Annotated in this window: 21 protein-coding genes and 1 pseudogene; 14 read left to right on the forward strand and 8 right to left on the reverse strand. The window is 63.0% G+C overall.

Translation table 11 applies throughout. From position 1 onward, the window contains the following. Window positions 1–62: 62 nt before the first annotated feature. The 3 genes and pseudogenes from aceF to lpdA all read left to right on the forward strand — a co-directional run bounded on the left by aceF (window position 63) and on the right by lpdA (window position 3827). Window positions 63–1700, forward strand: a complete 1638-nt coding sequence (aceF, locus tag NK8_RS04965) for a dihydrolipoyllysine-residue acetyltransferase (RefSeq protein ID WP_213227809.1) — start codon at window positions 63–65, stop codon at window positions 1698–1700. Window positions 1701–1775: 75 nt separating this feature from the next. After that, window positions 1776–1994: pseudogene (locus NK8_RS43655) on the forward strand (biotin/lipoyl-containing protein); the annotation flags it as partial. A gap of 96 nt (window positions 1995–2090) precedes the next feature. Next, window positions 2091–3827, forward strand: a complete 1737-nt coding sequence (gene lpdA, locus NK8_RS04970) for a dihydrolipoyl dehydrogenase (RefSeq protein ID WP_367657784.1) — start codon at window positions 2091–2093, stop codon at window positions 3825–3827. A gap of 158 nt (window positions 3828–3985) precedes the next feature. Here lpdA and NK8_RS04975 read toward each other — a convergent pair whose 3' ends face one another. Continuing rightward, window positions 3986–4561 (reverse strand): phasin family protein, encoded by a 576-nt coding sequence (locus tag NK8_RS04975; RefSeq protein ID WP_061175859.1) that lies wholly within the window; start codon window positions 4559–4561, stop codon window positions 3986–3988. Between the two features lie 776 nt (window positions 4562–5337). Between NK8_RS04975 and pbpG the strand changes: the two genes are divergently transcribed. Then, window positions 5338–6522 (forward strand): D-alanyl-D-alanine endopeptidase, encoded by a 1185-nt coding sequence (pbpG, locus tag NK8_RS04980; RefSeq protein ID WP_213227812.1) that lies wholly within the window; start codon window positions 5338–5340, stop codon window positions 6520–6522. Window positions 6523–6598: 76 nt separating this feature from the next. Here pbpG and NK8_RS04985 read toward each other — a convergent pair whose 3' ends face one another. After that, a complete protein-coding gene (locus NK8_RS04985; RefSeq protein WP_213227814.1) occupies window positions 6599–7414 on the reverse strand; it encodes an IclR family transcriptional regulator in 816 nt (271 codons plus the stop codon). A gap of 191 nt (window positions 7415–7605) precedes the next feature. Here NK8_RS04985 and NK8_RS04990 point away from each other — a divergent pair, with 191 nt between their 5' ends. Beyond that, window positions 7606–8340, forward strand: coding sequence for a (Fe-S)-binding protein (locus NK8_RS04990; RefSeq protein ID WP_162065338.1), 735 nt, complete (start codon window positions 7606–7608; stop codon window positions 8338–8340). Window positions 8341–8365: 25 nt separating this feature from the next. Further along, the gene (locus NK8_RS04995) at window positions 8366–9778 is read left to right on the forward strand and encodes a LutB/LldF family L-lactate oxidation iron-sulfur protein (protein WP_213227816.1); all 1413 of its coding nucleotides are present in this window, start codon (window positions 8366–8368) and stop codon (window positions 9776–9778) included. A gap of 82 nt (window positions 9779–9860) precedes the next feature. Here NK8_RS04995 and NK8_RS05000 read toward each other — a convergent pair whose 3' ends face one another. After that, window positions 9861–10397, reverse strand: coding sequence for a hypothetical protein (locus NK8_RS05000; protein WP_162065340.1), 537 nt, complete (start codon window positions 10395–10397; stop codon window positions 9861–9863). Between the two features lie 262 nt (window positions 10398–10659). Here NK8_RS05000 and NK8_RS05005 point away from each other — a divergent pair, with 262 nt between their 5' ends. After that, a complete protein-coding gene (locus tag NK8_RS05005; RefSeq protein ID WP_162065341.1) occupies window positions 10660–10878 on the forward strand; it encodes a hypothetical protein in 219 nt (72 codons plus the stop codon). 97 nt (window positions 10879–10975) lie between these two features. On the opposite strand, the gene NK8_RS05010 is transcribed toward NK8_RS05005, so the two are convergent. Beyond that, window positions 10976–12175 (reverse strand): amino acid aminotransferase, encoded by a 1200-nt coding sequence (locus tag NK8_RS05010; protein WP_213227818.1) that lies wholly within the window; start codon window positions 12173–12175, stop codon window positions 10976–10978. Window positions 12176–12450: 275 nt separating this feature from the next. Here NK8_RS05010 and uvrB point away from each other — a divergent pair, with 275 nt between their 5' ends. The 6 genes from uvrB (at window position 12451) to NK8_RS05040 (ending at window position 18622) form a co-directional block, all read left to right on the forward strand. Continuing rightward, window positions 12451–14547, forward strand: coding sequence for an excinuclease ABC subunit UvrB (gene uvrB / locus NK8_RS05015; protein WP_213227821.1), 2097 nt, complete (start codon window positions 12451–12453; stop codon window positions 14545–14547). Between the two features lie 366 nt (window positions 14548–14913). Continuing rightward, window positions 14914–15462, forward strand: a complete 549-nt coding sequence (locus NK8_RS05020; protein WP_096031983.1) for an iron transporter — start codon at window positions 14914–14916, stop codon at window positions 15460–15462. Window positions 15463–15535: 73 nt separating this feature from the next. Continuing rightward, the gene (locus NK8_RS05025; protein ID WP_225936238.1) at window positions 15536–15850 is read left to right on the forward strand and encodes a cupredoxin domain-containing protein; all 315 of its coding nucleotides are present in this window, start codon (window positions 15536–15538) and stop codon (window positions 15848–15850) included. Window positions 15851–15918: 68 nt separating this feature from the next. Further along, on the forward strand, window positions 15919–16770 hold the full coding sequence (locus NK8_RS05030; protein ID WP_213227823.1) for an FTR1 family protein: 852 nt from the start codon (window positions 15919–15921) through the stop codon (window positions 16768–16770). Then, complete coding sequence (locus tag NK8_RS05035; RefSeq protein ID WP_213227825.1) at window positions 16767–18170, forward strand: 4Fe-4S binding protein; 1404 nt, start codon at window positions 16767–16769, stop codon at window positions 18168–18170. Before NK8_RS05030 ends, NK8_RS05035 begins: the two co-directional genes overlap by 4 nt. 38 nt (window positions 18171–18208) lie before the next feature. Next, on the forward strand, window positions 18209–18622 hold the full coding sequence (locus NK8_RS05040) for a heme-binding protein (RefSeq protein WP_213227827.1): 414 nt from the start codon (window positions 18209–18211) through the stop codon (window positions 18620–18622). Between the two features lie 269 nt (window positions 18623–18891). On the opposite strand, the gene hemP is transcribed toward NK8_RS05040, so the two are convergent. From hemP to NK8_RS05060, 4 genes are all read right to left on the reverse strand, one after another. Beyond that, a complete protein-coding gene (gene hemP, locus NK8_RS05045; protein WP_162065347.1) occupies window positions 18892–19140 on the reverse strand; it encodes a hemin uptake protein HemP in 249 nt (82 codons plus the stop codon). A 147-nt stretch (window positions 19141–19287) separates the two neighbouring features. Next, window positions 19288–19776, reverse strand: a complete 489-nt coding sequence (locus NK8_RS05050) for an SRPBCC family protein (protein ID WP_162065348.1) — start codon at window positions 19774–19776, stop codon at window positions 19288–19290. 39 nt (window positions 19777–19815) lie between these two features. Next, window positions 19816–20214, reverse strand: coding sequence for an OsmC family protein (locus tag NK8_RS05055; protein ID WP_213227829.1), 399 nt, complete (start codon window positions 20212–20214; stop codon window positions 19816–19818). A gap of 132 nt (window positions 20215–20346) precedes the next feature. Next, the gene (locus NK8_RS05060; RefSeq protein WP_213227831.1) at window positions 20347–21219 is read right to left on the reverse strand and encodes a pirin family protein; all 873 of its coding nucleotides are present in this window, start codon (window positions 21217–21219) and stop codon (window positions 20347–20349) included. 167 nt (window positions 21220–21386) lie between these two features. Here NK8_RS05060 and NK8_RS05065 point away from each other — a divergent pair, with 167 nt between their 5' ends. Continuing rightward, window positions 21387–22349 (forward strand): LysR family transcriptional regulator, encoded by a 963-nt coding sequence (locus NK8_RS05065; protein WP_162065350.1) that lies wholly within the window; start codon window positions 21387–21389, stop codon window positions 22347–22349. The last annotated feature ends 95 nt before the right edge of the window (window positions 22350–22444 follow it).

Consider the following 22444-nt stretch of genomic DNA (forward strand, 5'->3'; position numbering starts at 1 on the left):
GTTGTGACGCGGGCTCCTTCCGAAGCGGAAGGAGCCCGCGTGCAACCCAGGAGACACTAATAATGAGTCAAGCGATCGAAGTCAAAGTGCCGGACATCGGCGATTACAAGGACGTCCCCGTGATCGAGGTACTGGTCAAGGTGGGCGATACCGTGGAGCCCGAGCAGTCGCTCGTCACCCTCGAATCGGATAAAGCCACGATGGACGTGCCGAGCTCGGCAGCGGGCGTCGTGAAAGAAATCAAGGTCAAAGTGGGCGACAACGTGTCGGAAGGCACGCTGATCGTCGTGCTGGAAGGCGGCGCGTCCGCCGAAGCACCGAAGCAGGCCGCCGCGCCTGCTCCGGCAGCCGCGCCGGCTGCCGCTGCCGCGCCCGCGGCGAGCGGCGGCGGATCCGTCGAAGTGAAGGTGCCGGACATCGGCGACTTCAAGGACATTCCGGTCATCGAGATCGGCGTGAAGGTCGGCGACAAGGTCGAGAAGGAGCAGTCGCTCGTCACGCTCGAATCCGACAAGGCGACGATGGACGTGCCGAGCCCCGCGTCGGGCACGGTGAAGGAACTGAAGGTCAAGGTCGGCGACACGGTGTCCGAAGGCACGCTGATCCTCGTGCTGGAAGGCGGCGATGGCGCGGCAGCGCCCGCGGCGGCTGCCGCGCCCGCGCCTGCCAAGCCGGTCGAAGTGCCGTCGGATGCGCCCGCGAAACCGGTTCCCGCGAAAGAGCCGCCGTCCGCGCTCGCGCAGGCGCCCGTGATCCCGGCCGGCGACGGCACGCGCACGTCCAGCCACGCGTCGCCTTCGGTGCGCAAGTTCGCGCGCGATCTGGGCGTCGATGTCTCGCGTGTGAGCGGCACGGGTCCGAAGGGCCGCATCACGCAGGAAGACATCACCGCGTTCGTGAAGGGCGTGATGACAGGGCAGGGCAAGGCGCCTGCCGCGGCGGCGCCGGCGGGCGGCGGCGGTGGCGAGCTGGGTCTCTTGCCGTGGCCGAAGATCGACTTCACCAAGTTCGGCCCGGTCGATCCGAAGCCGCTGTCGCGCATCAAGAAGATCTCGGGCGCGAACCTGCATCGCAACTGGGTGATGATCCCGCACGTCACGAACAACGACGAAGCGGACATCACCGAGCTCGAAGAACTGCGCGTGAAGCTGAACAAGGAACACGAAAAGGCTGGCGTGAAGTTCACGATGCTCGCGTTCGTCATCAAGGCCGTGGTTTCCGCGCTCAAGAAGTTCCCGGACTTCAACGCGAGCCTGGACGGCGACAACCTCGTGTTCAAGAAGTACTACCACATCGGTTTCGCGGCCGATACGCCGAACGGCCTCGTCGTTCCGGTGATCCGCGACGCGGACAAAAAGGGCCTCGTCGATATCGCCAAGGAAATGGCGGAGCTGTCGAAGCTCGCGCGCGACGGCAAGCTCAAGCCCGATCAGATGCAGGGCGGCTGCTTCTCGATCTCGTCGCTGGGCGGCATCGGCGGGACGCACTTCACGCCGATCATCAACGCGCCCGAAGTCGCGATTCTCGGTCTGTCGCGCGGCTATCAGAAGCCCGTGTGGGACGGCAAGCAGTTCGTACCGCGCCTCACGCTGCCGATGTCGCTGTCGTACGACCATCGCGTCATCGACGGTGCGGCCGCTGCGCGCTTCAACGCTTATCTGTCGGCGATTCTGGGCGATTTCCGTCGCGTCATTCTCTGATCTTCTGATCTGGCCGACGGCGGAACCTCGGGGCTTTGCCCTGAGGTTCCATCCGCACATCTCTTAGGGGACAACATGAGTCTCGTCGAACTAAAAGTACCCGACATCGGCGACTTCTCCGATGTCGATGTCATCGAAGTCAATATCAAACCCGGCGACAGCATCGAAAAGGAACAGGGCGTCATCACGCTCGAAACCGACAAGGCCACGATGGAAGTGCCCGCCGATTTCGCGGGCACCGTCAAGGAAGTGAAGGTCAAGCAGGGCGACAAGGTCTCGCAGGGCTCGGTCATCGCGATGGTCGAAACGGAAGGCGCGGGTGCTGCGGCTGCGCCCGCTGCCGCGCCGGCTCCGGCCGCCGCGCCCGCGCAGGCTGCGGCCGGTGGCGGCGTGCAGGACGTGAAGGTGCCGGACATCGGCGACTTCAAGGACATTCCGGTCATCGAAGTGCACGTGAAACCGGGCGATACGGTCGAGAAGGAGCAGTCGCTCATCACGCTCGAATCCGATAAGGCCACGATGGACGTGCCTTCGCCTGCTGCGGGCACGGTGAAGGAAGTGAAGGTGAAGGTCGGCGACAACGTGTCGGAAGGCACGCTGGTTCTGACGCTCGAAGGCGGCGCGGCGGCTCCCGCGGCGGCGCCTCAAAAAGCGGCGCCGGCACCTGCCGCCGCACCCACGCCTGCACCTCAGGCCGGCAGCTATTCCGGTTCGGCCGATGTCGAATGCGACATGCTCGTGCTCGGCGCGGGTCCCGGCGGCTATTCGGCGGCGTTCCGCTCCGCCGACCTCGGCATGAAGACCGTGCTGGTCGAGCGCTATTCGACGCTGGGCGGCGTGTGTCTGAACGTCGGCTGCATCCCGTCGAAGGCGTTGCTGCACACCGCGCTCGTCATCGACGAAGCGGCGGAACTCGCGGCGCACGGCATCAGCTTCGGCGAGCCGAAGGTCGATCTCGACAAGCTGCGCGGCTTCAAGGAAGGCGTCGTCAAGAAGCTGACCGGCGGTCTCGCGGGCATGGCGAAGGCGCGCAAGGTTCAGGTCGTGACGGGCGTCGGCAATTTCGTCGATCCGTATCACATGGAAGTGAACGGTCCGGACGGCAAGAAGGTCGTGAAGTTCAAGCAGGCGATCATCGCGGCCGGTTCGCAGGCGGTGAAGCTGCCGTTCTTCCCGGACGATCCGCGTGTTGTCGATTCGACCGGCGCGCTCGAACTGCGTCAGCTTCCGAAGCGCATGCTCGTGGTGGGCGGCGGCATCATCGGCCTGGAAATGGCGACGGTGTATTCGACGCTCGGCGCGGACATCGATGTCGTCGAAATGCTCGACGGCCTGATGGCCGGCGCGGACCGCGATCTCGTGAAAGTCTGGGAGAAGTTCAACGCCAAGCGCTTCACGAACCTGATGCTCAAGACCAAGACGACCAAGGCCGAGGCCAGGGAAGACGGCATCTACGTGACCTTCGAAGGCGAGAAGGCGCCGAGCGAACCGCAACGTTACGACCTCGTGCTGCTCGCGGTCGGCCGTAGCCCGAACGGCGGCAAGATCGGCGCGGACAAGGCGGGCGTGGCGGTGACGGATCGCGGCTTCATCGACGTCGACAAGCAGATGCGTACCAACGTGCCGCACATCTTCGCGATCGGCGATCTCGTCGGCCAGCCGATGCTCGCGCACAAGGCGGTGCATGAAGGCCACGTCGCGGCGGAAGCGGCGCACGGCGAGAAGGCGTATTTCGATGCGCTGCAGATTCCTTCGGTGGCTTACACCGATCCGGAAGTGGCGTGGGCCGGCAAGACGGAAGAACAGTGCAAGGCCGAAGGCATCAAGTTCGGCAAGGCGGTGTTCCCGTGGGCCGCATCGGGCCGCGCGATCGCCAATGGCCGCGATGAAGGCTTCACCAAGCTCATCTTCGATGAAACGACGCATCGCGTGATCGGCGGCGGCATCGTCGGTCTGAATGCGGGCGATCTGATCAGCGAAGTGTGTCTCGCGATCGAGATGGGCGCGGATGCGACCGACATCGGCAAGACGATCCACCCGCACCCGACGCTCGGCGAATCGGTCGGCATGGCTGCCGAGTTGTACGAGGGCGTGTGCACGGACTTGCCGCCGCAGCGCAAGAAGTAAGCTCCGCGCTTCAAGAAAGTGCCAGGGCGCGCTCCTTCACCGGAGCGCGCCTTTTCTTTATGCGTAGCGCAAAAGACGGACGAAAAAAAACCCGGCGCAAGGGCCGGGTTCTTCTCGATGCGTGCTGCGCTCGACCGGGCAGGGCCCGGCCGTCAAACTTACGCAACCGACTTCTTGGCGACGCGCGAAGCTTGTTCGGTCGCTTGCGTAGCAGCCTTCGTCGCAGCCGTGGCGGCGGCGTTGAAGTTGCTTTCAGCGATTTCGACAGCTTGCTTCGTTGCCTTGTGAACCGTTTCGTACGTCGTGTTGGCGGCGGTGATGGCCGACTTGATCACGGCGACAGCGGTTTCCGAGCCGGCCGGTGCGTTCTTCGCGACGTTGTCGACGAGCGTTTGCACCTTGCGGTTCTGTTCTTCGTACTGCGCTTCCGCGACGCGGGCGAATTCAGCTTGCGTGGCCGACGCGATTTCATACAGGTGACGGCCATACGACAGCACCTTTTCAGCGACCGGCTGCGTCAGGCTGGCTTGCAGCGCGAGCAGTTCTTGCGCGTCCTTCACCGACAGCGCGCGCTGTGCGTTTTCCTGGCTTTCGGCCAGCGTCGACTTCACGACTTGCAGGTTCAGTTCGACCAGCTTCTCGACGCCTTCGAACGCCTTGTTCGTCAGACCGAACAGCGTGTCGAAATTGGCTTTCTGTGCAGCGGCGATTTGCTCGGGGGTCAACAGCGTCATCTCAGGCTCCTGATGGCCGACCCATCAAACGCGGGTCGTGGTTTGGGTAGATCCGGCGCGATGAACCTGGCCGGCTAAGTGCAACTGCGATTGGTGCGTCGCAACATGAAGCTCATTTTAGAGATATTCCGATGGATGTCAAGCACTTTTTGTGCGCCGCACAAAAGGCGGAAAAGGCTTGTTAAACAAGAGCTTACTTGTCGATAATTCCTGCTGACAAGGGCTCCGTGAAAACCCTATGCACCTTGGCGGGGCAGGGCTCTCAGCGCGCCGCGGCGAGTATGCGAGACCTCATAAGACCACGAGCGCGTGAAAGTTTGATGTTGCGTCCGCGCGCGTAAATCACGGTCTGACGCGGCGCAAAACAAGATGTTTCTCAAGTTCGTCCTATTTTTAGGATGTCGCCGTACACCAAATTGTTGAAGAAACGTTAACATTTCGGCTGTCCGATTTCCCGTGCGATGACTCGTGGCATCCGGGTGCTCACGTCCCTCGATTCGAAAGTCTGCGTTTTGTCCGGTCCGCTTCACGCATTTGCCTAAAGTCGTGGAAAGTTTTGCCGATAGTGCGTTGGTCGTTGTGTAGAAAGCGCGCTTTGGGCAGCACTGTTTCCGCCGGCACGATCGTTTTTTCCGATCGAGGCGCGCTGTTGATCGGCAATATGCAATCGCGGCTTACAACTCGGATTAACGAGTGCCGATAAGTGCTTAATATTGCTTAAATTTAGTAGCTTCACTACACTTGGCGGTACTCTCCAGCCGCCCAACAGAACACCAATGAAAACCGAAATGTTTTCGTCGCTGAAGATGGTGCATGGCGTGGCAATGCGCTCGGCATTGTCCATCGCTGTCTCCATCGTCGTAGCGACGTCCTTCGCAGCGGCTCCGGCTGAAGCCCTCGCAAAGACCGCCACCGTAACCAAGACTGCAAAGAAACCCGCCGCCACAGCCGAAAAGCCGGCGCGTGCCGCGAAAACCTCCCTGAAGGCTCCCAAGCCGGCGAAGGCCGCGAAGGTCGCCGCTGCCGATGACGACGACGATGCGCCCCGTGCATCGCGCAAGCGCCGCGTCTCGTATCGCATGGAACCGCACGCGCGCCGCGGCGCGGTGCATGCGGTGGCGTATCAGCCGCGTGCGACGTCGGTCGGTCAGGCGTTCGGCCTGCACGACACGCCCGACAGTCTCGCGCTGCGCTCGAGCGTCGCCTATGTGGTGGACCAGAACACGTCTGAGACGCTCTTCGACAAGAACTCGCGCGCCGTCGTGCCGATCGCCTCGATCACCAAGCTGATGACCGCGATGGTCGTGCTCGACTCGCACATGCCGCTCACCGAAGACCTGAGCGTCACGGACGAAGACCGCGATTACGAGAAGTTCACCGGTTCGCGCCTGGCGGTCGGCTCGGTGCTGAATCGCGAGGACATGCTGCATATCGCGCTGATGGCATCCGAGAATCGCGCGGCGGCGGCGTTGTCGCGTTATTACCCGGGTGGCCGTCCGGCGTTCATCGCCGCGATGAACGCGAAGGCCAAATCGCTCGGCATGACCGACACGCACTTCGAGAACTCGACGGGCCTGACGAGCCAGAACGTGTCGAGCGCGCGTGATCTCGTGAAGATGGTCAACGCGGCGTATCAGTATCCGATGATCCGCAAGTTCTCGACCGACCGCAGTTACGACGTTTTTACCGGCAAGCGCAATCTCGCCTACAACAGCACGAATGCGCTGATCCGTAACGCGTCGTGGGATATCGGCTTGCAGAAGACCGGTTTCATCAACGAAGCGGGCGAATGCCTCGTGATGCAGGCGAACGTGAACGGCCGTCCCGTTGTGATGGTGCTGCTCGACTCCTACGGCAAGTACTCGCGTTTCGCCGATGCAGGCCGCCTGCGCTCGTTTCTCGATACGCTCGGCGAGCCGCACATCATGAGCGCGGACATGGGCAGCGGCGCCAATCCGTAAGCCGCGCTCGAGCGGTCGCTCAAAAGCAAACGGGATTCGTCGAAAGACGAATCCCGTTTTTCATTGGCGCGCGGTTTCAGCGATGCGCGTGGTGTGCCGGCGGCGTCTCGGGCACCGCCTGTTCCGGGTGATAGCCGAGCGATTGCGAGATTTCGAGCGCCGTGTGGCTCAGTTGCTTGAGCCACGCGTCCTGAAGGCGGTCGGCGGGCGCGGATAGCGACAGGCCGGCGACCAGTCGTCCGGTATCGTCGTAAATGCCTGCTGCGATGCAGCGCACGCCCAGTTCGAGTTCCTCGTTGTCGCGCGCGCAGGCTTGCTGGCGCACGAGGGACAACTCGCGCTCGAGTTTGGTGAGATCGGTGATGCTGTTTTGCGTGTGGCCGGAGAGGCCGGTACGCATCGCGTAGGCGCGCACGCGCGTGGCTTCGTCGGCGGCGAGAAAGAGCTTGCCGACCGAGGTCAGATGCAGAGGCGCACGGCCGCCGATCGCGCGTACGACCTGCATGCCGGAACGCTCCGAATACGCGCGCTCGATATAGACGATCTCATCGCCCTGGCGCACGGACAGATTCACGGTCTGGCCAGTCTGGCGATGCAGTTCTCGCATCGGCGGCATCGCGGCTTCGCGCACCGAAAGACGCGCTTTCACCAGGTTGCCGAGTTCCAGCAAACGCATGCCGAGCCGATAAGTGCCAGGGTCCGAACGGTCGACGAGCCGGCACAACACCATGTCGTTGAGGATGCGGTGCGCGGTGGACGGGTGCAGATCGGTGCTCTGGGAGAGCTCTTTCAGGCTGACGGGATCAGTGTGACCGGCGAGTGCGTCGAGAAGACGCATCATGCGCTCGATCACTTGAATGGAAGTCTTGGATTCCGGGTTCGTATCGCTCATCGTGAAAAATCGGTTGATGCGTCAAACAGCGGAATGGCAATTGTATCTCATAATGTGAAAAAAAGAACGCTGCTAACGAACAGAGATCGCGCCGTTCTCGCGTGCGGAGGGCTGCGAGCGCCGCCGGGCCTGACTTTTCGCGGATAATCGCCGTGCGTTCACATCACTTCTACAAAACAGGAAACGCCCCCATGCGAGTCGGACTATTCGTCACGTGTCTCATCGACATGATGCGCCCGGAGATCGGCTTCTCGGTCATCAAGCTGATCGAGCGGGCAGGGTTCGAAGTCATCGTTCCGCCCTCGCAGACCTGTTGCGGCCAGCCTGCGTATAACTCGGGCGACCGGCCGCTCGCCCGCGATCTCGCTGAAAAGACGCTGGGCGAGTTCGAACAGTTCGATTACGTGGTCGTGCCGTCGGGTTCCTGCGGCGGCATGATCCGCGCGCATTACGGCGATCTGTTTCGCGACGATCCGCAACTGATGAGCCGCTACGCGCGCCTGCAGCCGCGCGTATTCGAGCTGACCGATTTTCTCGTGACCGTCGCGAAGGCGCGCATGGAGCCGGGTGCGTTCGACGGCATGGTGACCTATCACGATTCCTGCTCGGGCCTGCGTGAGCTCGGCGTCAAGTCGCAGCCGCGCGAACTGCTCGCGCAGGCGGGCGTGCCGGTCACCGAGATGAGCGGCTGCGAGCACTGCTGCGGCTTCGGCGGCACGTTCGCGGTGAAGTATGGCGACATCTCGACGGCGATCGTCGATGAAAAATGCGCGAATATCCGCGCGAGCGGGGCGGATGCCGTCGTGCTCGGCGATCTCGGCTGCATGCTGAACATCGAAGGGCGCCTGCGCCGCACCGGCGATACGTCGACGCGCGTGCTGCACATCGCGCAGGTACTCGCGGGCGACGCGCAAGGCCGCGCCTGAGCGCATCGGAAAAGAGAGATCCCACATGCAAGTCCAGACGATGCACTTCAAGGCGCGCGCCGCCAGCAAGCTCGCCGATGAGCGCCTGCAGCAGAATCTCACGAAGCTCTCGACCAAGTTCGTCAGCGCGCGGGCGAGCGCGGTGCGCGAAATCGACTTCGAAGCGACGCGCGCCGCGCTGAAAGAGCGCCGCGACCGCGCGCTCGAGAATCTCGACGTGTGGCTTGAAACCTTCGAGCGCGAGGCGACCCGGCGCGGCGCCACGGTGCTGTACGCGGAAACGACGCAGGATGCGGCGAAGCTCGTCGCGGACATCGCCCGCAAGCACGACGTGAAGAAGGTCATCAAGACCAAGTCGATGGTCTCGGAAGAGATGCAGTTGAATCGCGTGCTCGGTGAGATGGGCGTGCAGTCGATCGAAACCGATCTCGGCGAATACATCCTGCAGATCAACGACAACGAACCGCCGAGTCACATCATCGCGCCGGTCGTTCACAAGGATAAGGAGCAGATCGCCGATCTCTTCGCGAAGACGCACAACAAGCCGCGTCTCACCGACATTCCCGAGATGACCCGGGAAGCGCGCGAGGTGCTGCGTCCGCATTTCATGTCGGCGGACATGGGGGTGACGGGCGGCAACTTTCTGATCGCGGAGACGGGGTCCGTGGCCGTCGTGACGAACGAGGGCAACGAAGGCATGTGCACGGTGATGCCGCGCGTGCATGTGGCGGTGACGGGCATCGAAAAGGTGCTGCCGACGCTAGAGGATCTCGCGACCGCGATGCGGCTGTTGCCGCGCTCGGCGACCGGCCAGACCATCTCGAACTACTTTTCGCTGTTGACCGGCCCGCGCGCGCCCGGCGATACCGACGGCCCCGAGCATATGTATTTCGTGCTCGTCGATGGCGGGCGGACCGGGCTGATCGGCGGCGAGTTTCAGGAGATGCTGCGCTGTATCCGCTGCGGCGCGTGCATGAACCATTGCCCGGTGTATCAGAAGATCGGCGGCCATGCGTACGGCTGGGTGTATCCCGGGCCGATGGGCTCGGTGCTCACGCCGGCGTACGTCGGTATCGACAAGGCGCTCGATCTGCCGCAAGCCGCGACGCTGTGCGGCGAGTGCAACAGCGTCTGTCCGGTGGGCATTCCGTTGTCGGATTTGCTGCGCAAGTTGCGCGAGAAGCAGATGGAGCGGCGGCTGCGGCCATGGAACGAACGCGCCGCGCTCGCGGCGTGGGGTTATCTTGCCAGGCGCCCGGCGGCGTATGCGCTATTCACCAAGCTCGCGGTGCGCGTGCTCGAACGCATGGGCGGCAGCCGGAAAGCGATCTCGCGATTGCCTTTCGCCGCCGGATGGAGCGGCACACGCGACATGCCCGCGCCGGTCGGGCGTACGTTCCGCGAGCTTTATAAGGCGCAGCGGTCACATCTGGGATGAACGCAGCGTCGGGAAATTAAAACGGCGCCGGAACATACGTTCCAGCGCCGTTTGTTCGTCTTTCGACGTCAGGGCGATTGGCTCAGTTGCCGACCGGCCCGGTATGCCATTTGTTGTTCCCGCCGCCGTAACTGGGATTGCCGCTATTACCGCCGCGATTTCCGCCGCCCGAATTGGCCGGCGGTGGGGATGCGGGCCGCATCGGAGGACCGCCGACGGCCTTGGGCAACGGTTGCGCACCGCCGCCCGCCTGTGGCGGCGGACCACCGGGCGGACGTCCGCCACCGGCCTGCGGCGGCGGGCCGCCGTGATCGCCATTGTGCGGCCGGTTGTTCCAGTTTCCCGGAGGAGGACGCCGCCAGCCGGGGCCGTCATCCCAATAGCGACTCGGGCCGGGACCGCCATAGTAGCCACCCCCGTAATACCCGCCCCCGACGACGACACCCGGTTGCACGACCGGCGGACCGCCGTAGTACCCACCGCCATAACCATATCCCGGATCGTCGTAGACGCCCGGACCATAGGCGCCACCGTAGGCCGGTGCGCCTGGATAGGCTGCACAGCCACCCAGAAGCGCGGCGGACGACGCAAGCAAGAGACCAGCGACTGCGAATTTCATGACTTTGAACGTACCTGTCGAACCATTACTGAATAAGACACCAGCAGCGCGCGGATGTCCCCGACAACTTTGTAAGCCTTTATGACGGCAAGGTGTCGGATTACCGCGATCGCCCACGCGCGTCGGCGAAAACGGCTTGTTGTCGCGCGCGCAACAATCCTTTGCTTTTCAACGTCTTTTTAAGATCGCGACGATTCCGTAAGATTCGAAGTGTCCGTCAGTGGATCTTTTTCCCTGCGGCATATCGACGAAAGGCAGTCCAATGAAAAAGACAATATCGACCTACTGGCCAGTTGCCATCCTGTTTCCGATCGCGCTCGCGTTCTGCATGCACGCGGGCGAAGGCGGCAATGCGGCCGTGCGTCACGAGCAGATCGCCGTGGCCGATGTAAGCGCAGAACTGGCGCGCGCGATTTCCCTCGGCTTCGTCGAGGACGACGACGCGACGCCCGCTGTCGCCCCCGCGCAAAAGACGCTCTGACGCACTCGCAAAGCCTGTTGGCTATGCCGAGAACAAAAAATGGCGCCCGGGAAGGGCGCCATTTTTGTTCCGAAAGCTGCCGGAGCGGCTTATCGCGTTACTTCAGCACGGCTGCGACAGCAGTCGCGACGACATCGAGGTTGCGCGTGTTCAGCGCGGCCACGCAGATGCGGCCGGTGCTCACGGCGTAGATGCCGAACTCTTCGCGCAGGCGGTCGACTTGCGCGGCGCTCAGGCCCGAATACGAGAACATGCCGCGCTGCTTGTCGACGAACGAGAAGTCGCGATCGACGCCGTTCGCCTTCAGGCGCTCGACGAGACCGTTGCGCATCGCGCGGATGCGGTCGCGCATTTCGCCCAGCTCCTGCTCCCAGGTCGCGCGCAGTTCCGGCGACGCCAGCACGGCCGCGACGATCGAGCCGCCATGCGTCGGCGGGTTCGAGTAGCTGGTGCGGATCACGCGCTTGAGCTGCGACAGCACGCGCGTGGATTCCTCTTTGCCCGTCGTGATGATCGACAGCGCGCCGACGCGCTCGCCGTACAGCGAGAACGACTTCGAGAACGACGACGACACGAACACGTTCAGCTCGGCGGCCGCGAACAGGCGCACGGCGGCGGAATCGGCGTCGATGTTTTCCGCGAAGCCCTGATACGCCATGTCGAGGAACGGCACGAGGTTGCGCGCCTTCACGACCTCGACGATCTGCTTCCACTGATCGTCCGACAGATCGACGCCGGTCGGGTTGTGGCAGCACGCGTGCAGCACGACGATCGTGCCCGGCGCGTAGCCGTTGAGCGCCGTGAGCATGGCGTCGAAGTTCACGCCGTGCGTGGCGGCTTCGTAGTACGGATAGTTCACCACTTCGAAACCGGCGCTTTCGAACAGCGCGCGGTGGTTTTCCCAGCTCGGATCGCTGATCGCGACGACGGCGTTCGGATTCAGACGCTTCAAAAAGTCCGCGCCGATCTTCAGCGCGCCCGTACCGCCGAGCGCCTGCGCCGTCACGACGCGGCCTGCGGCGATCAGCGGCGAGTCGTCGCCGAGCAGCAGCTTCTGCACGGCGGCGTCATACGCGGCGATGCCGTCGATCGGCAGATAGCCGCGCGGCAAAGCGGCGTCGACGCGCGCTTTCTCGGCGTCGCGCACGGCACGCAGCAGCGGAATCTTGCCTTCCTCGTTGGTGTACACACCGACGCCCAGATTGACTTTGGTCGTGCGCGTGTCGGCGTTGAAGGCTTCGTTGAGGCCCAGGATAGGGTCGCGGGGAGCGAGTTCGACAGCAGAGAAAAGAGACATGATCTATCGGCAGTGAAGGAAGGACGTGCAGCGGAATGCAAACGGATGATGCGGATGCGCCTCGAAAACATCGCGCAGAAAGACGCAGAGCGCGGCGACAAACGGCTCGAAGCCGTCGAGCCCAGCCGCACATTGTAGCGAATCCGGGCGGGCTTTTTCGGCGCGGCCCCTCGAAGATGCGTGTTTTTCATGCAGGCGCCGGTTCGGGCGGTGCCGAGCGTGTTTTCCGCCAGCCGCTAGAATGAGTGTTTGCCCCGGCGAAGACTCAGGTTCTCATGTCCGATACTCTTATCGAAACGCCCGACGCACTGGACGAATCGAAATTCGTCACGTTCGACGGTTCACCGTTCCAGCTTTATCAGCCGTATCAGCCCGCCGGCGATCAGCCCGACGCCATCGCCACGCTCGTCGAGGGCGTCGAGGACGGCCTGTCGTTCCAGACGCTGCTCGGCGTGACCGGCTCCGGCAAGACCTTCACGATGGCCAATGTCATCGCGCGCATGGGCCGCCCGGCGATCGTCTTCGCGCCGAACAAGACGCTCGCCGCGCAGCTTTACTCCGAATTCCGCGAGTTCTTTCCGCGCAACGCGGTCGAGTACTTCGTCTCGTACTACGACTACTACCAGCCGGAAGCGTACGTGCCGCAACGCGATCTGTTCATCGAGAAGGACTCGTCGATCAACGAGCACATCGAGCAGATGCGGCTCTCGGCGACCAAGAGCCTGCTCGAACGGCGCGACGTGGTGATCGTCGCGACGGTCTCGGCGATTTACGGTATCGGCAATCCGTCCGAATATCACAGGATGATTCTCACGCTGCGCACCGGCGACAAGCTCGGCCAGCGCGACGTCATCGCGCGCCTGATCGCCATGCAGTACACGCGCAACGAAGCCGATTTCCAGCGCGGCTCGTTCCGCGTGCGCGGCGACACCATCGACATTTTTCCGGCGGAACACGCGGAAATGGCGGTGCGCGTCGAGCTTTTCGACGACGAAGTCGAATCGATGATGCTCTTCGATCCGCTCACCGGCCGCGTGCGCAACAAGATTCCGCGCTTCACCGTGTACCCTTCGTCGCACTACGTGACGCCGCGCGACACTGTCATGCGCGCGATCGAGACGATCAAGCTCGAACTGCGCGAGCGGCTCGAGTTTTTCCACAGCCAGGGCAAGCTCGTCGAAGCGCAACGGCTGGAGCAGCGCACGCGCTTCGATCTGGAAATGCTGCAGGAACTCGGTTTCTGCAAGGGCATCGAGAACTACTCGCGGCATTTCTCGGGCGCGGCGCCCGGCGAGCCGCCGCCGACGCTCGTCGACTATCTGCCGCCCGACGCGCTGATGTTGCTGGACGAATCGCACGTTTTGATCGGCCAGTTGAACGGCATGTACAACGGCGACCGCGCGCGCAAGGAAAATCTCGTCGATTACGGGTTTCGCATGCCGTCCGCGCTCGATAACCGCCCGCTCAAGTTCAACGAGTTCGAGCGCAAGATGCGTCAGGCGATCTTCGTCTCCGCAACGCCCGCCGACTACGAAAAGCAAAAGGCGGGGCAGGTGGCCGAACAGCTCGTGCGGCCGACCGGGCTCGTCGATCCGGACATCGAAGTGCGCCCCGCGCGTTCGCAGGTCGACGACGTACTCTCGGAAATCAACGCGCGCGTCGCGGTTCACGAGCGCGTGCTCGTCACCGTGCTCACGAAGCGCATGGCTGAGCAACTGACCGAGTTTCTCGCCGACCACGGCGTGAAGGTGCGCTATCTGCACAGCGATATCGACACGGTCGAGCGCGTGGAAATCATCCGCGACCTGCGGCTCGGCACCTTCGACGTGCTGGTCGGCATCAACCTGCTGCGCGAGGGTCTCGATATTCCGGAAGTGTCGCTCGTCGCGATTCTCGACGCCGACAAGGAAGGTTTCCTGCGCGCGGAACGCTCGCTGATCCAGACCATCGGCCGCGCGGCGCGCAACGTGAACGGCAAGGCGATTCTCTACGCCGACAACATGACCGACTCGATGAAGCGCGCCATCGGCGAAACCGAACGGCGGCGCGCCAAGCAGATCGCGCACAACGAGAAGATGGGCATCACGCCGCGCGGCGTCGAGAAGCGCATCAAGGACATCATCGATGGTGTCTACAACGCCGACGAAGCCCGCGCCGAACTCAAGGAAGCGCAGACGCGCGCCAAGTTCGAGGACATGTCCGAGAAACAGATCTCGAAGGAACTCAAGCGGCTCGAAAAGCAGATGATGGACCACGCGAAGAATCTCGAATTCGAAAAGGCAGCCCAGACGCGCGACCAATTGGCACTGCTGCGACAGCGCGTATTCGGGGCGAACGTGGGCGATCACGTGAGCGGTATCGGTGGCAAGTAAGCTATACGTAAGTGATTTTTAAGGCTTAATTTAAAAAACGCGGCGAATCGAAGGATTCGCCGCATTTTTTTGTCGCTATTCAAGGCGCGCCGATCGCGCGAAAAGCCTTGTTGCGCCTAGGTTTGTAAGCTTGCGCAAATTGTTCCGGGTGTCGAACGATGCTAAACTGATGAACATTGAGAATGGTTCGTATTAACGTTCACAGAGTTGTGCTAACGCCGCTCTGGCAACCGGTGGTCCGGCCATTCCAAGGGGAGGTGTTGCCCCGGCCGGCGCTTGCTTTCCGGGCGTCTGACGTGCCGGTCCGGTATTTCAGTGGCATAGGCTCGCGTGGCACGCGCGCCAATGGATAACAACAAGGAGTTTCTGATGGGTTCAACGTTGATGCGCGGCCTCGTCGCCGCCGCAGGTCTCACGGCGATGATGGCAGCCTCGGCCGCCGAATATCCGATCGGCAAGCAGCACATCGAGGGCGGCATGGAAACCGGCGCCGTATACCTCCAGCCGATCACGATGGCGCCGGAAGGCATGATGCGCAAGGCGTCGGATTCGGACATCCACCTCGAGGCGGATATCCACGCGGTCAAGAACAACCCGACCGGTTTCGCCGAAGGCGACTGGATGCCGTATCTGAACGTGACGTACGAGCTCACGAAGGTCGGCACGACGCAGAGCATCAAGGGCGACCTGATGCCGATGGTCGCGAGCGACGGCCCGCACTACGGCGACAACGTCAAGCTGTTCGGCCCGGGCAAGTATCACCTGAAGCTGCACATCTCGCCGCCTACGCAGGAAGGTCACATGGCGTTCGGCCGTCACACCGACAAGGAAACGGGCGTGGGTCCGTGGTTCAAGCCGTTCACGATCGAGTACGACTTCCCGTTCGCGGGCATCGGCAAGAAGGGCGGCTACTGATCGTCCGTAGCGCCCGGCATCCCGGACCGGGCGCGTTCTTTCTCAGGAAGTACGCATGAAACTGAAAAGCCAGATGGCCGCGATCGCGCTGTGCGGGTTCGCCTCCGGGATCGCACACGCCGCGGATCTGCCCACGTTCAAGCTCGAAATGAACGACGGCAAGCTCAACCCGACGCGCATCGAAGTGCCGGCGGGCCAGCGCATCAAGATCGAAGTGCACAACATCGGCAAGGGCGCGGCCGAGTTCGAAAGCGTGCAGCTGCGCAAGGAGAAGGTGCTCGCGCCGGGCGCCGATTCGTTCGTCGTGATCGCGCCGCTGGACCCGGGTGAATACAAGTTCTTCGACGACTTTCATCAGAGCGCCCAGGGCGTGATCGTCGCGAAGTAACGCAACGCGCCGCACAGCGACATCACGCTCGCGCGGCCGATAGAAGTGGATATTGCTGGAGGTTTGGAATGGGGCAGGTACTTTTCATCGTGTGGCGTGAGAGCGTCGAGGCGTTGCTCGTCGTCGGCATTCTCTACGCGTGGCTGAAGAACGGCGATCATCAGGCGCGCCGCGGCCTGCCTTATTTGTGGGCTGGTGTCGTCATCGGTCTGCTCGCGGCGGTGGCGCTGGGCGCCGCGCTCATCGGTTTCACCGAAGTGCTGTCGGGCGACGCGCAGGACTACTTCCAGACCGCGATGGTGCTGGTCGCGTGCGTGCTGATCGTGCAGATGGTGCTGTGGATGAAGCGCCACGGCCGCACGCTCAAGCGCGACATGGAGTCGTCGCTGCAAAAGAACACGCAGGACGGGCACTGGTGGGGCATTGCGCTGCTCGTCGCGCTGGCCATCGCGCGTGAAGGCAGCGAAACGGCCGTGTTCCTCTATGGCGTCGGCTTCGGCCAATCGGGGCACGTCGACGTGTCGCAGTATGTCGCGATCATTCTCGGCTTCGGCCTCGCGCTGCTGACTTTCTACGTGCTGCAACTCGGCGGCAAGATCTTCTCGTGGCGCTCGTTCTTCCGCGTCACCGAAATCATGCTGCTGTTCCTCGCGGCGGGTCTCTTCGAAACGGGCGTCGACAAGCTGATCGACATGGAAGTGCTGCCGGTCATCGTCAATCAGGTGTGGAACACGTCGTGGCTGCTCGACGATTCGAGTACCTTCGGCTCGCTCGTTGCTACACTGACGGGCTATCGCGCGCATCCGGCAGGCATGAACCTGGTTGCGTACGCGGTGTACTGGGTCGTCATCTATCTCCTGATGCGCTATTCGAAAAACCAGATGGCGCAAAAACAAAAGGCGGCAAGCCGTCCAGCATGAGTTCCGTAATGCCTAGACCGGGCCGGCTTCAGCAAGCCGGCCACTGGATGCAGCGTCACGGCAGCGCGATCCGCTTGATTCAGTGGGTCGTGGTTGCCGTGTACGCGTTTCTGATCGTCGTTCCCGCTGTGATGCCGCTGCCCGATGGCTCCGCGCATCTATGGAGCAATCTCACGCTCGCCGCGCAGTTCGTGTTCTGGGGCATCTGGTGGCCGTTCGTGCTGCTGTCGATGGTCATGCTCGGGCGCGTATGGTGCGGCGTGCTGTGCCCTGAAGGCGCGCTGTCGGAGTTCGCGAGCAAGTTCGGCCGCGGCTGGGCGATTCCGCGCTGGATGCGCTGGGGCGGCTGGCCGTTCGTCGCGTTCGGATTGACGACCATCTATGGCCAGATGGTCAGCGTCTATCAATATCCGAAGGCCGTGCTGCTGGTGCTCGGCGGCTCGACCGTGGGCGCGATGATCATCGGCGTGCTGTACGGCCGCGAAAAGCGCGTGTGGTGCAAGTATCTGTGCCCGGTGAACGGCGTGTTCTCGCTGCTCGCGCGGCTTGCGCCGTTTCACTACAAGGTCAGCGAAGATGCGTGGCGCCGTTCGTACAAAGAGGGCGAGCACGGTCATCGTGTGATTCCGATCAACTGCGCGCCGCTCGTCCCGTTGCGCAACATGAAGGGCGCCGCCGACTGCCACATGTGCGGCCGCTGCAGCGGCCATCGCGATGCGATCGCGCTCACGTGGCGCTCGCCATCGGATGAAGTCGTCAAGCTTGGCGACAAGGCCGCGAACCCGTGGGACACCGCGCTCATCCTGTACGGCCTGCTCGGCATCGCGATCGGCGCGTTCCACTGGACCGTGAGCACGTGGTTCGTCGACCTGAAGCAATATCTCGCGGCCTGGCTGATCGATCACGACATTCTCTGGCCGCTCGACACCAACGCGCCGTGGTTCCTGTTCACGCATTACCCGGAACAGAACGACGTCTTCTCGTGGCTCGACGGCACGATGGTCATCGGCTACATCGTCGCGACGGGGCTCGTGTACGGCACCGCGCTGCTCGCGCTGCTCGCGGCGGGCGCACGCATGCTCGGCAAGTTCGAAACGACGCGTCTGCATCACCTGACGCTGGCGCTGGTTCCGCTCGCGGGCTGCGGCGTGTTCCTCGGACTTTCGGCGACGACGGTATCGCTGCTGCGCGCCGAACACGTGCCGCTCTGGTGGGTGACGGACCTGCGCCTCGGTCTGCTCTTCATCGCGAATGCTTGGAGCGCGTGGCTCGCGTGGCGCGTGACGAGCCGCTATGCGTCCACCCTTGTTCCGCGCGTGCTCACGATGGTATGGTTTGTCGCTGCGCTGGCCGTCGCGGACAGCGCGTGGTACCTGATGTTCTGGGGCTTCAGCCGATAAACCGTCCACGCCGTGTCGCACGGCAACGAGAGCGAGAAGTGAGAACCAAACCCGTATTGACCGACGAAGACGTCAAGGCCATGGCCGTCGCCGCCGAGGCGCATGCCAGAGAACACAACTGGAACGTGACGATTGCGATCGTCGACGATGGCGGGCATCTGCTGCATCTGCATCGTCTGGACGGAGCGGGCGCGAGCACTGCCGAAATGGCGACCGGCAAGGCGCGCACCGCCGTGCTCGGCCGCCGCGAGACCAAGGTCTACGAAGACACCATCAAACAGGGCCGCACGGCGTTCCTGAGCGCGCCGATGACCGCCATGCTCGAAGGCGGCGTGCCGATCTTCGTGGGCACGGATATCGTGGGCGCGGTGGGCGTGTCGGGCGTGAAGTCGGATCAGGATGCGCAGATCGCGAAGGCAGGCATCGCGGCGCTGGGTATCGAGAACGTCTGATCGTCTGCCGGAAAACAAAAACGGCACGCCTTCCTGAGAAGCGCGTGCCGTTTGCTCGATCATCATTGCGTGGCCTGTCGGGCAGGGCACATCGCAAAAGCGCAGGAACCAAAAAAAGCGGCTTCGCTTGCTATCGACGACTGGCTGGTGTTTGCACGAAGGGGTCTAAATTCTCGCGTGCAAGTCGTCCTCGCTGGCTAAGGCCAAACACCTCTTGGCGAGGTGGTCCCCACAATACCCGGTACGTACTGCGTGTTCTTTCTCGCGCGTTACTTCGTCAGGATCAGCTTGCCCAGTCGCGTTGCGCGCAACTGATAGGTCTCCCCGTTATGCACGATGCTCACGTGGCTGCGTCCCTGCAGCAGCGCGTCGCTCTTGAGCGAGCGCTCGCCGTTGCTTTCCGCTGCGTGGGCGACGTGCACCGTGGTAACGGTGGTCGCCTTCGGGCGGGTGATCGCGGCGTCGCGGACAGCCGGGCGGCGCAGCCTGAGCGTGGAGGATCGCAGCGTGTCGGTCATGTCGGAAAGTGTGCGTTCGTTGATTCGATGGGTCTATAGTAAATGATAACCATTCCTATTTGCAACTAGACTTTCCGATCGAAACGCAACTTTTGATAGCCAGCCTCGATGCGGCAGCGAAACATTCGCTACCGCATCGTCGAACGTTCAATGCAGCGGACTTTCGTCCTTGCGACCGTGCACGAACTGGCGAATCAGCCGCACGGTATCGATATCCGATTCGCGATACGCCGACTTCACGATCTCCTGCGTCTGACGCTCATCGGGTGTCGGATGATCGTTTTCCGGCAGCGTCGTGCTGTAGGTGAAGCGCAGGAAGAGTTGATGCTCGTCGGGCTGCTCGATCGCCATCGTGAGCGAGCCGCCGACGTACTCGGCGGTCGGCAGGATGTCGTAGCGCACGCTCGCGCCGGGTGAGAGCGTCACGCGATCGCGCACCGTGGCCTGGCCGTAATGCAGCTCGCGCTCCATCGTTTCGCCATCGCGCGAAAGGATGTCACAGCTATCCAGCCCGAGTACGAACAATTGCGGCTGCTCGGCGCGCAGGACGAGTCCTTCCCATAGCTGGTCGCGCGTGAGCGAATCGACGAGCGGGTTGAGCGGATCGTTGATCTGGATCAGGTGTTCGAAATTCAAGACGACGTTTCCTTGGACGTTCGTGGTGCCCGCAATGCATCACTGCGGCGTGAGTCCGGACTCGATGTGAATCGCGCCGGACAGGACCTTGTGCATCGGGCACGCGTTGGCAATTTGCAAGAGCCGTTCCCGCTGTTCGTCGGAGAGCGCGCCCGTGAGCGAGATGCGGCGATCGATGTTCGTGCCTTGCGCGACGCTTTTCATCGACAGCTCGACATGCACCGATTCCAGCGGCCATTCCTTGCGCTTCGCGTACATCTTCAGCGTGATGGACGTGCATGCGCCGAGGCTCGCGAGCAGCAGCGACGCCGGTTCCGGTCCGGTGTCGCCGCCACCGAGGCTTGCCGGTTCGTCGGCGAGCCACGAATGTGTGCCGTCGCCGAGACGGACTTGAAAGTCGATGTCGCCGATCGTGGCGGTCACGGAAGGTCCGGCCATGCGTTGCTCCTTGTTCTGTTTGGACTGCAGGAATGACGAAAACGGTGCGGCAAGAACGGTCATTGTGACGCAATGTGTCCGTTCATGCCGCACCGTTTCGCCGATTCCGCTCCGGTGCGTGGGTGAGAGCGCTCAGTGCGCGATCGCGCCCATGCGACCCGCCTGATAGTCGACGACCGCCTGGCGGATCTCGTCCTCCGTGTTCATCACGAACGGACCGTAACGCACGACCGGCTCCTTCAGCGGCACGCCGCCGATCAGCAGAAGTTCGACGGGCTCGTCGCCGGCGGCGAGCGCGATCGTATCGCTGTCGTCGCGGAAGATCACCATCTGCTGCGCGCGCACCGGCTGGCTTTGCGGACCGTACAGCGCGGTGCCCGAAAGCGGATACGCGAACACGCGGTAATCGCGCGGCACGGCCAGTTCGATCTTCGCGCCGGGTTGCAACGAAAAATGCTGATAGAGGATCGGCGTGCGCGTCTCGATCGCGGCCTTCACGCCGAGCGCCTCGCCCGCGATGACCTTCACGCGGACCGAGCCGTCCTCGCTCGTCGCGACGGGAATCTGCGCCGACGGGATTTCCTGATAATGCGGCGCGATCATCTTGTCGCGCTGCGGCAGGTTCACCCACAGTTGCAGGCCGTGCACGCGGCCGCCGTTGCGCGTGAATTCCTCCGCCGGCATTTCGCTGTGCACGACGCCCGCGCCGGCAGTCATCCATTGCACGTCGCCGGGGCGCAGCGTGCCGGAATGGCCCGCCGAGTCCTTATGGCCGAACTCGCCTTCGAGCATGTACGTGACGGTTTCGAAGCCGCGATGCGGGTGATCGGGCGCGCCCTTCGCCTCGCCGGGCGCGTAGTCGGCGGGACCCATCTCGTCGAGCAGAAGGAAGGGATCGAAATCCATCAGAAGACGAGTCGGAAACGGGCGATGCAGGACGAAGCCGCCGCCTTCGACAGTGCGGGTCGCCGGAATGATGCGTTCGATACTGCGGCTGGTGGACATGGTGGCCTCGCGTCACTGATACGAAAATAAGGGAATAGCGATAAATCTGGAACACAGAGCTATTATATGGGCCGCATTTCGCTGTAAAAGACGCCCTGGCGCAATGGATTGTCCCGCTGGGGATAACGAACCGCGTCGACCCGAATCCCGAGTCTTACCGAGCGACCATGAAAGCCGACTCGCATGACCTGAACGATCTGATGTATTTCTCGCACGTCGTCGAGCACGGCGGATTTTCGGCGGCGGAGCGCGTGCTCGGCATCTCGAAGTCCCGGCTGTCGCGGCGCGTGTCGGAACTCGAGGCGTCGCTCGGCGTGCGCCTGTTGCAGCGCTCGACGCGCAAGCTCGCGCTGACCGAGGCGGGCCAGCTTTTCTACCAGCATTGCCAGGCGATGCTCGCCGAAGCGCAGGCCGCCGTGAACGTCGTGCAGAGCTTGCGCGATTCGCCGCGCGGCACGGTGCGCGTGAGCGTGCCGGTGACCATCGCGCAGACGTTTCTGTCGGCGGTGATGCCGGATTTCATGCATCGTTTTCCGGAAGTGCGCGTCGTGCTGCGGGTGACGAATCGCGTCGTCGATCTGTTCGAAGACGCCATCGATGTCGCGCTGCGCGTGCGCTCGGAGCCGCCCGCGAGCTCGAACGTGGTCGCGCGGCCGCTGTGGCGCACGGAGCAGATGCTCGTCGCGGCGCCGTCGCTGCTGAAGTCGAATGCGCCGCCGATGACGCCCGCCGAGCTTGCCCAGTACGACACACTGGACACGCCTTCCGCCGATGGCCGCCACGTCTATCGGCTGATCGCGCCGGATGGCACGCGTCACGAGTTCGAGCACGAGCCGAGGCTCGTCACGGCGGATCTATCGATGATCCGCGAGGCCGTCATGCGCGGCGTCGGTATCGCGGCGCTGCCCGAGATGATGTACGGCGCGCCGCTGCGAACCGGACAGCTATCGCCGGTGATGCCGGGCTGGACGTTTCCGTCGCCGCAACTCTATGCAGTCTTCCTGTCGCGGCAGGGCATGATTCCCGCTGTGCGCGCGTTCGTCGATTTTCTTGTCGAGTCGATCGGCAGCGGCCAGCGCTTCCCAGGAGAATGTCCTGTTCAGGAAAGCCCGGAACGCGAAACAGTTTGACCGCGCTGGCGTTTGTCATTGGTTTATGACATTGAAGCGCGCGTTTGCGATGGACAGATTCAATCGGACGAGCCTTGAACCTCAAAAATGGCGGC

It is taken from the genome of Caballeronia sp. NK8, from assembly GCF_018408855.1.
Classification (GTDB): Bacteria; Pseudomonadota; Gammaproteobacteria; order Burkholderiales; family Burkholderiaceae; genus Caballeronia.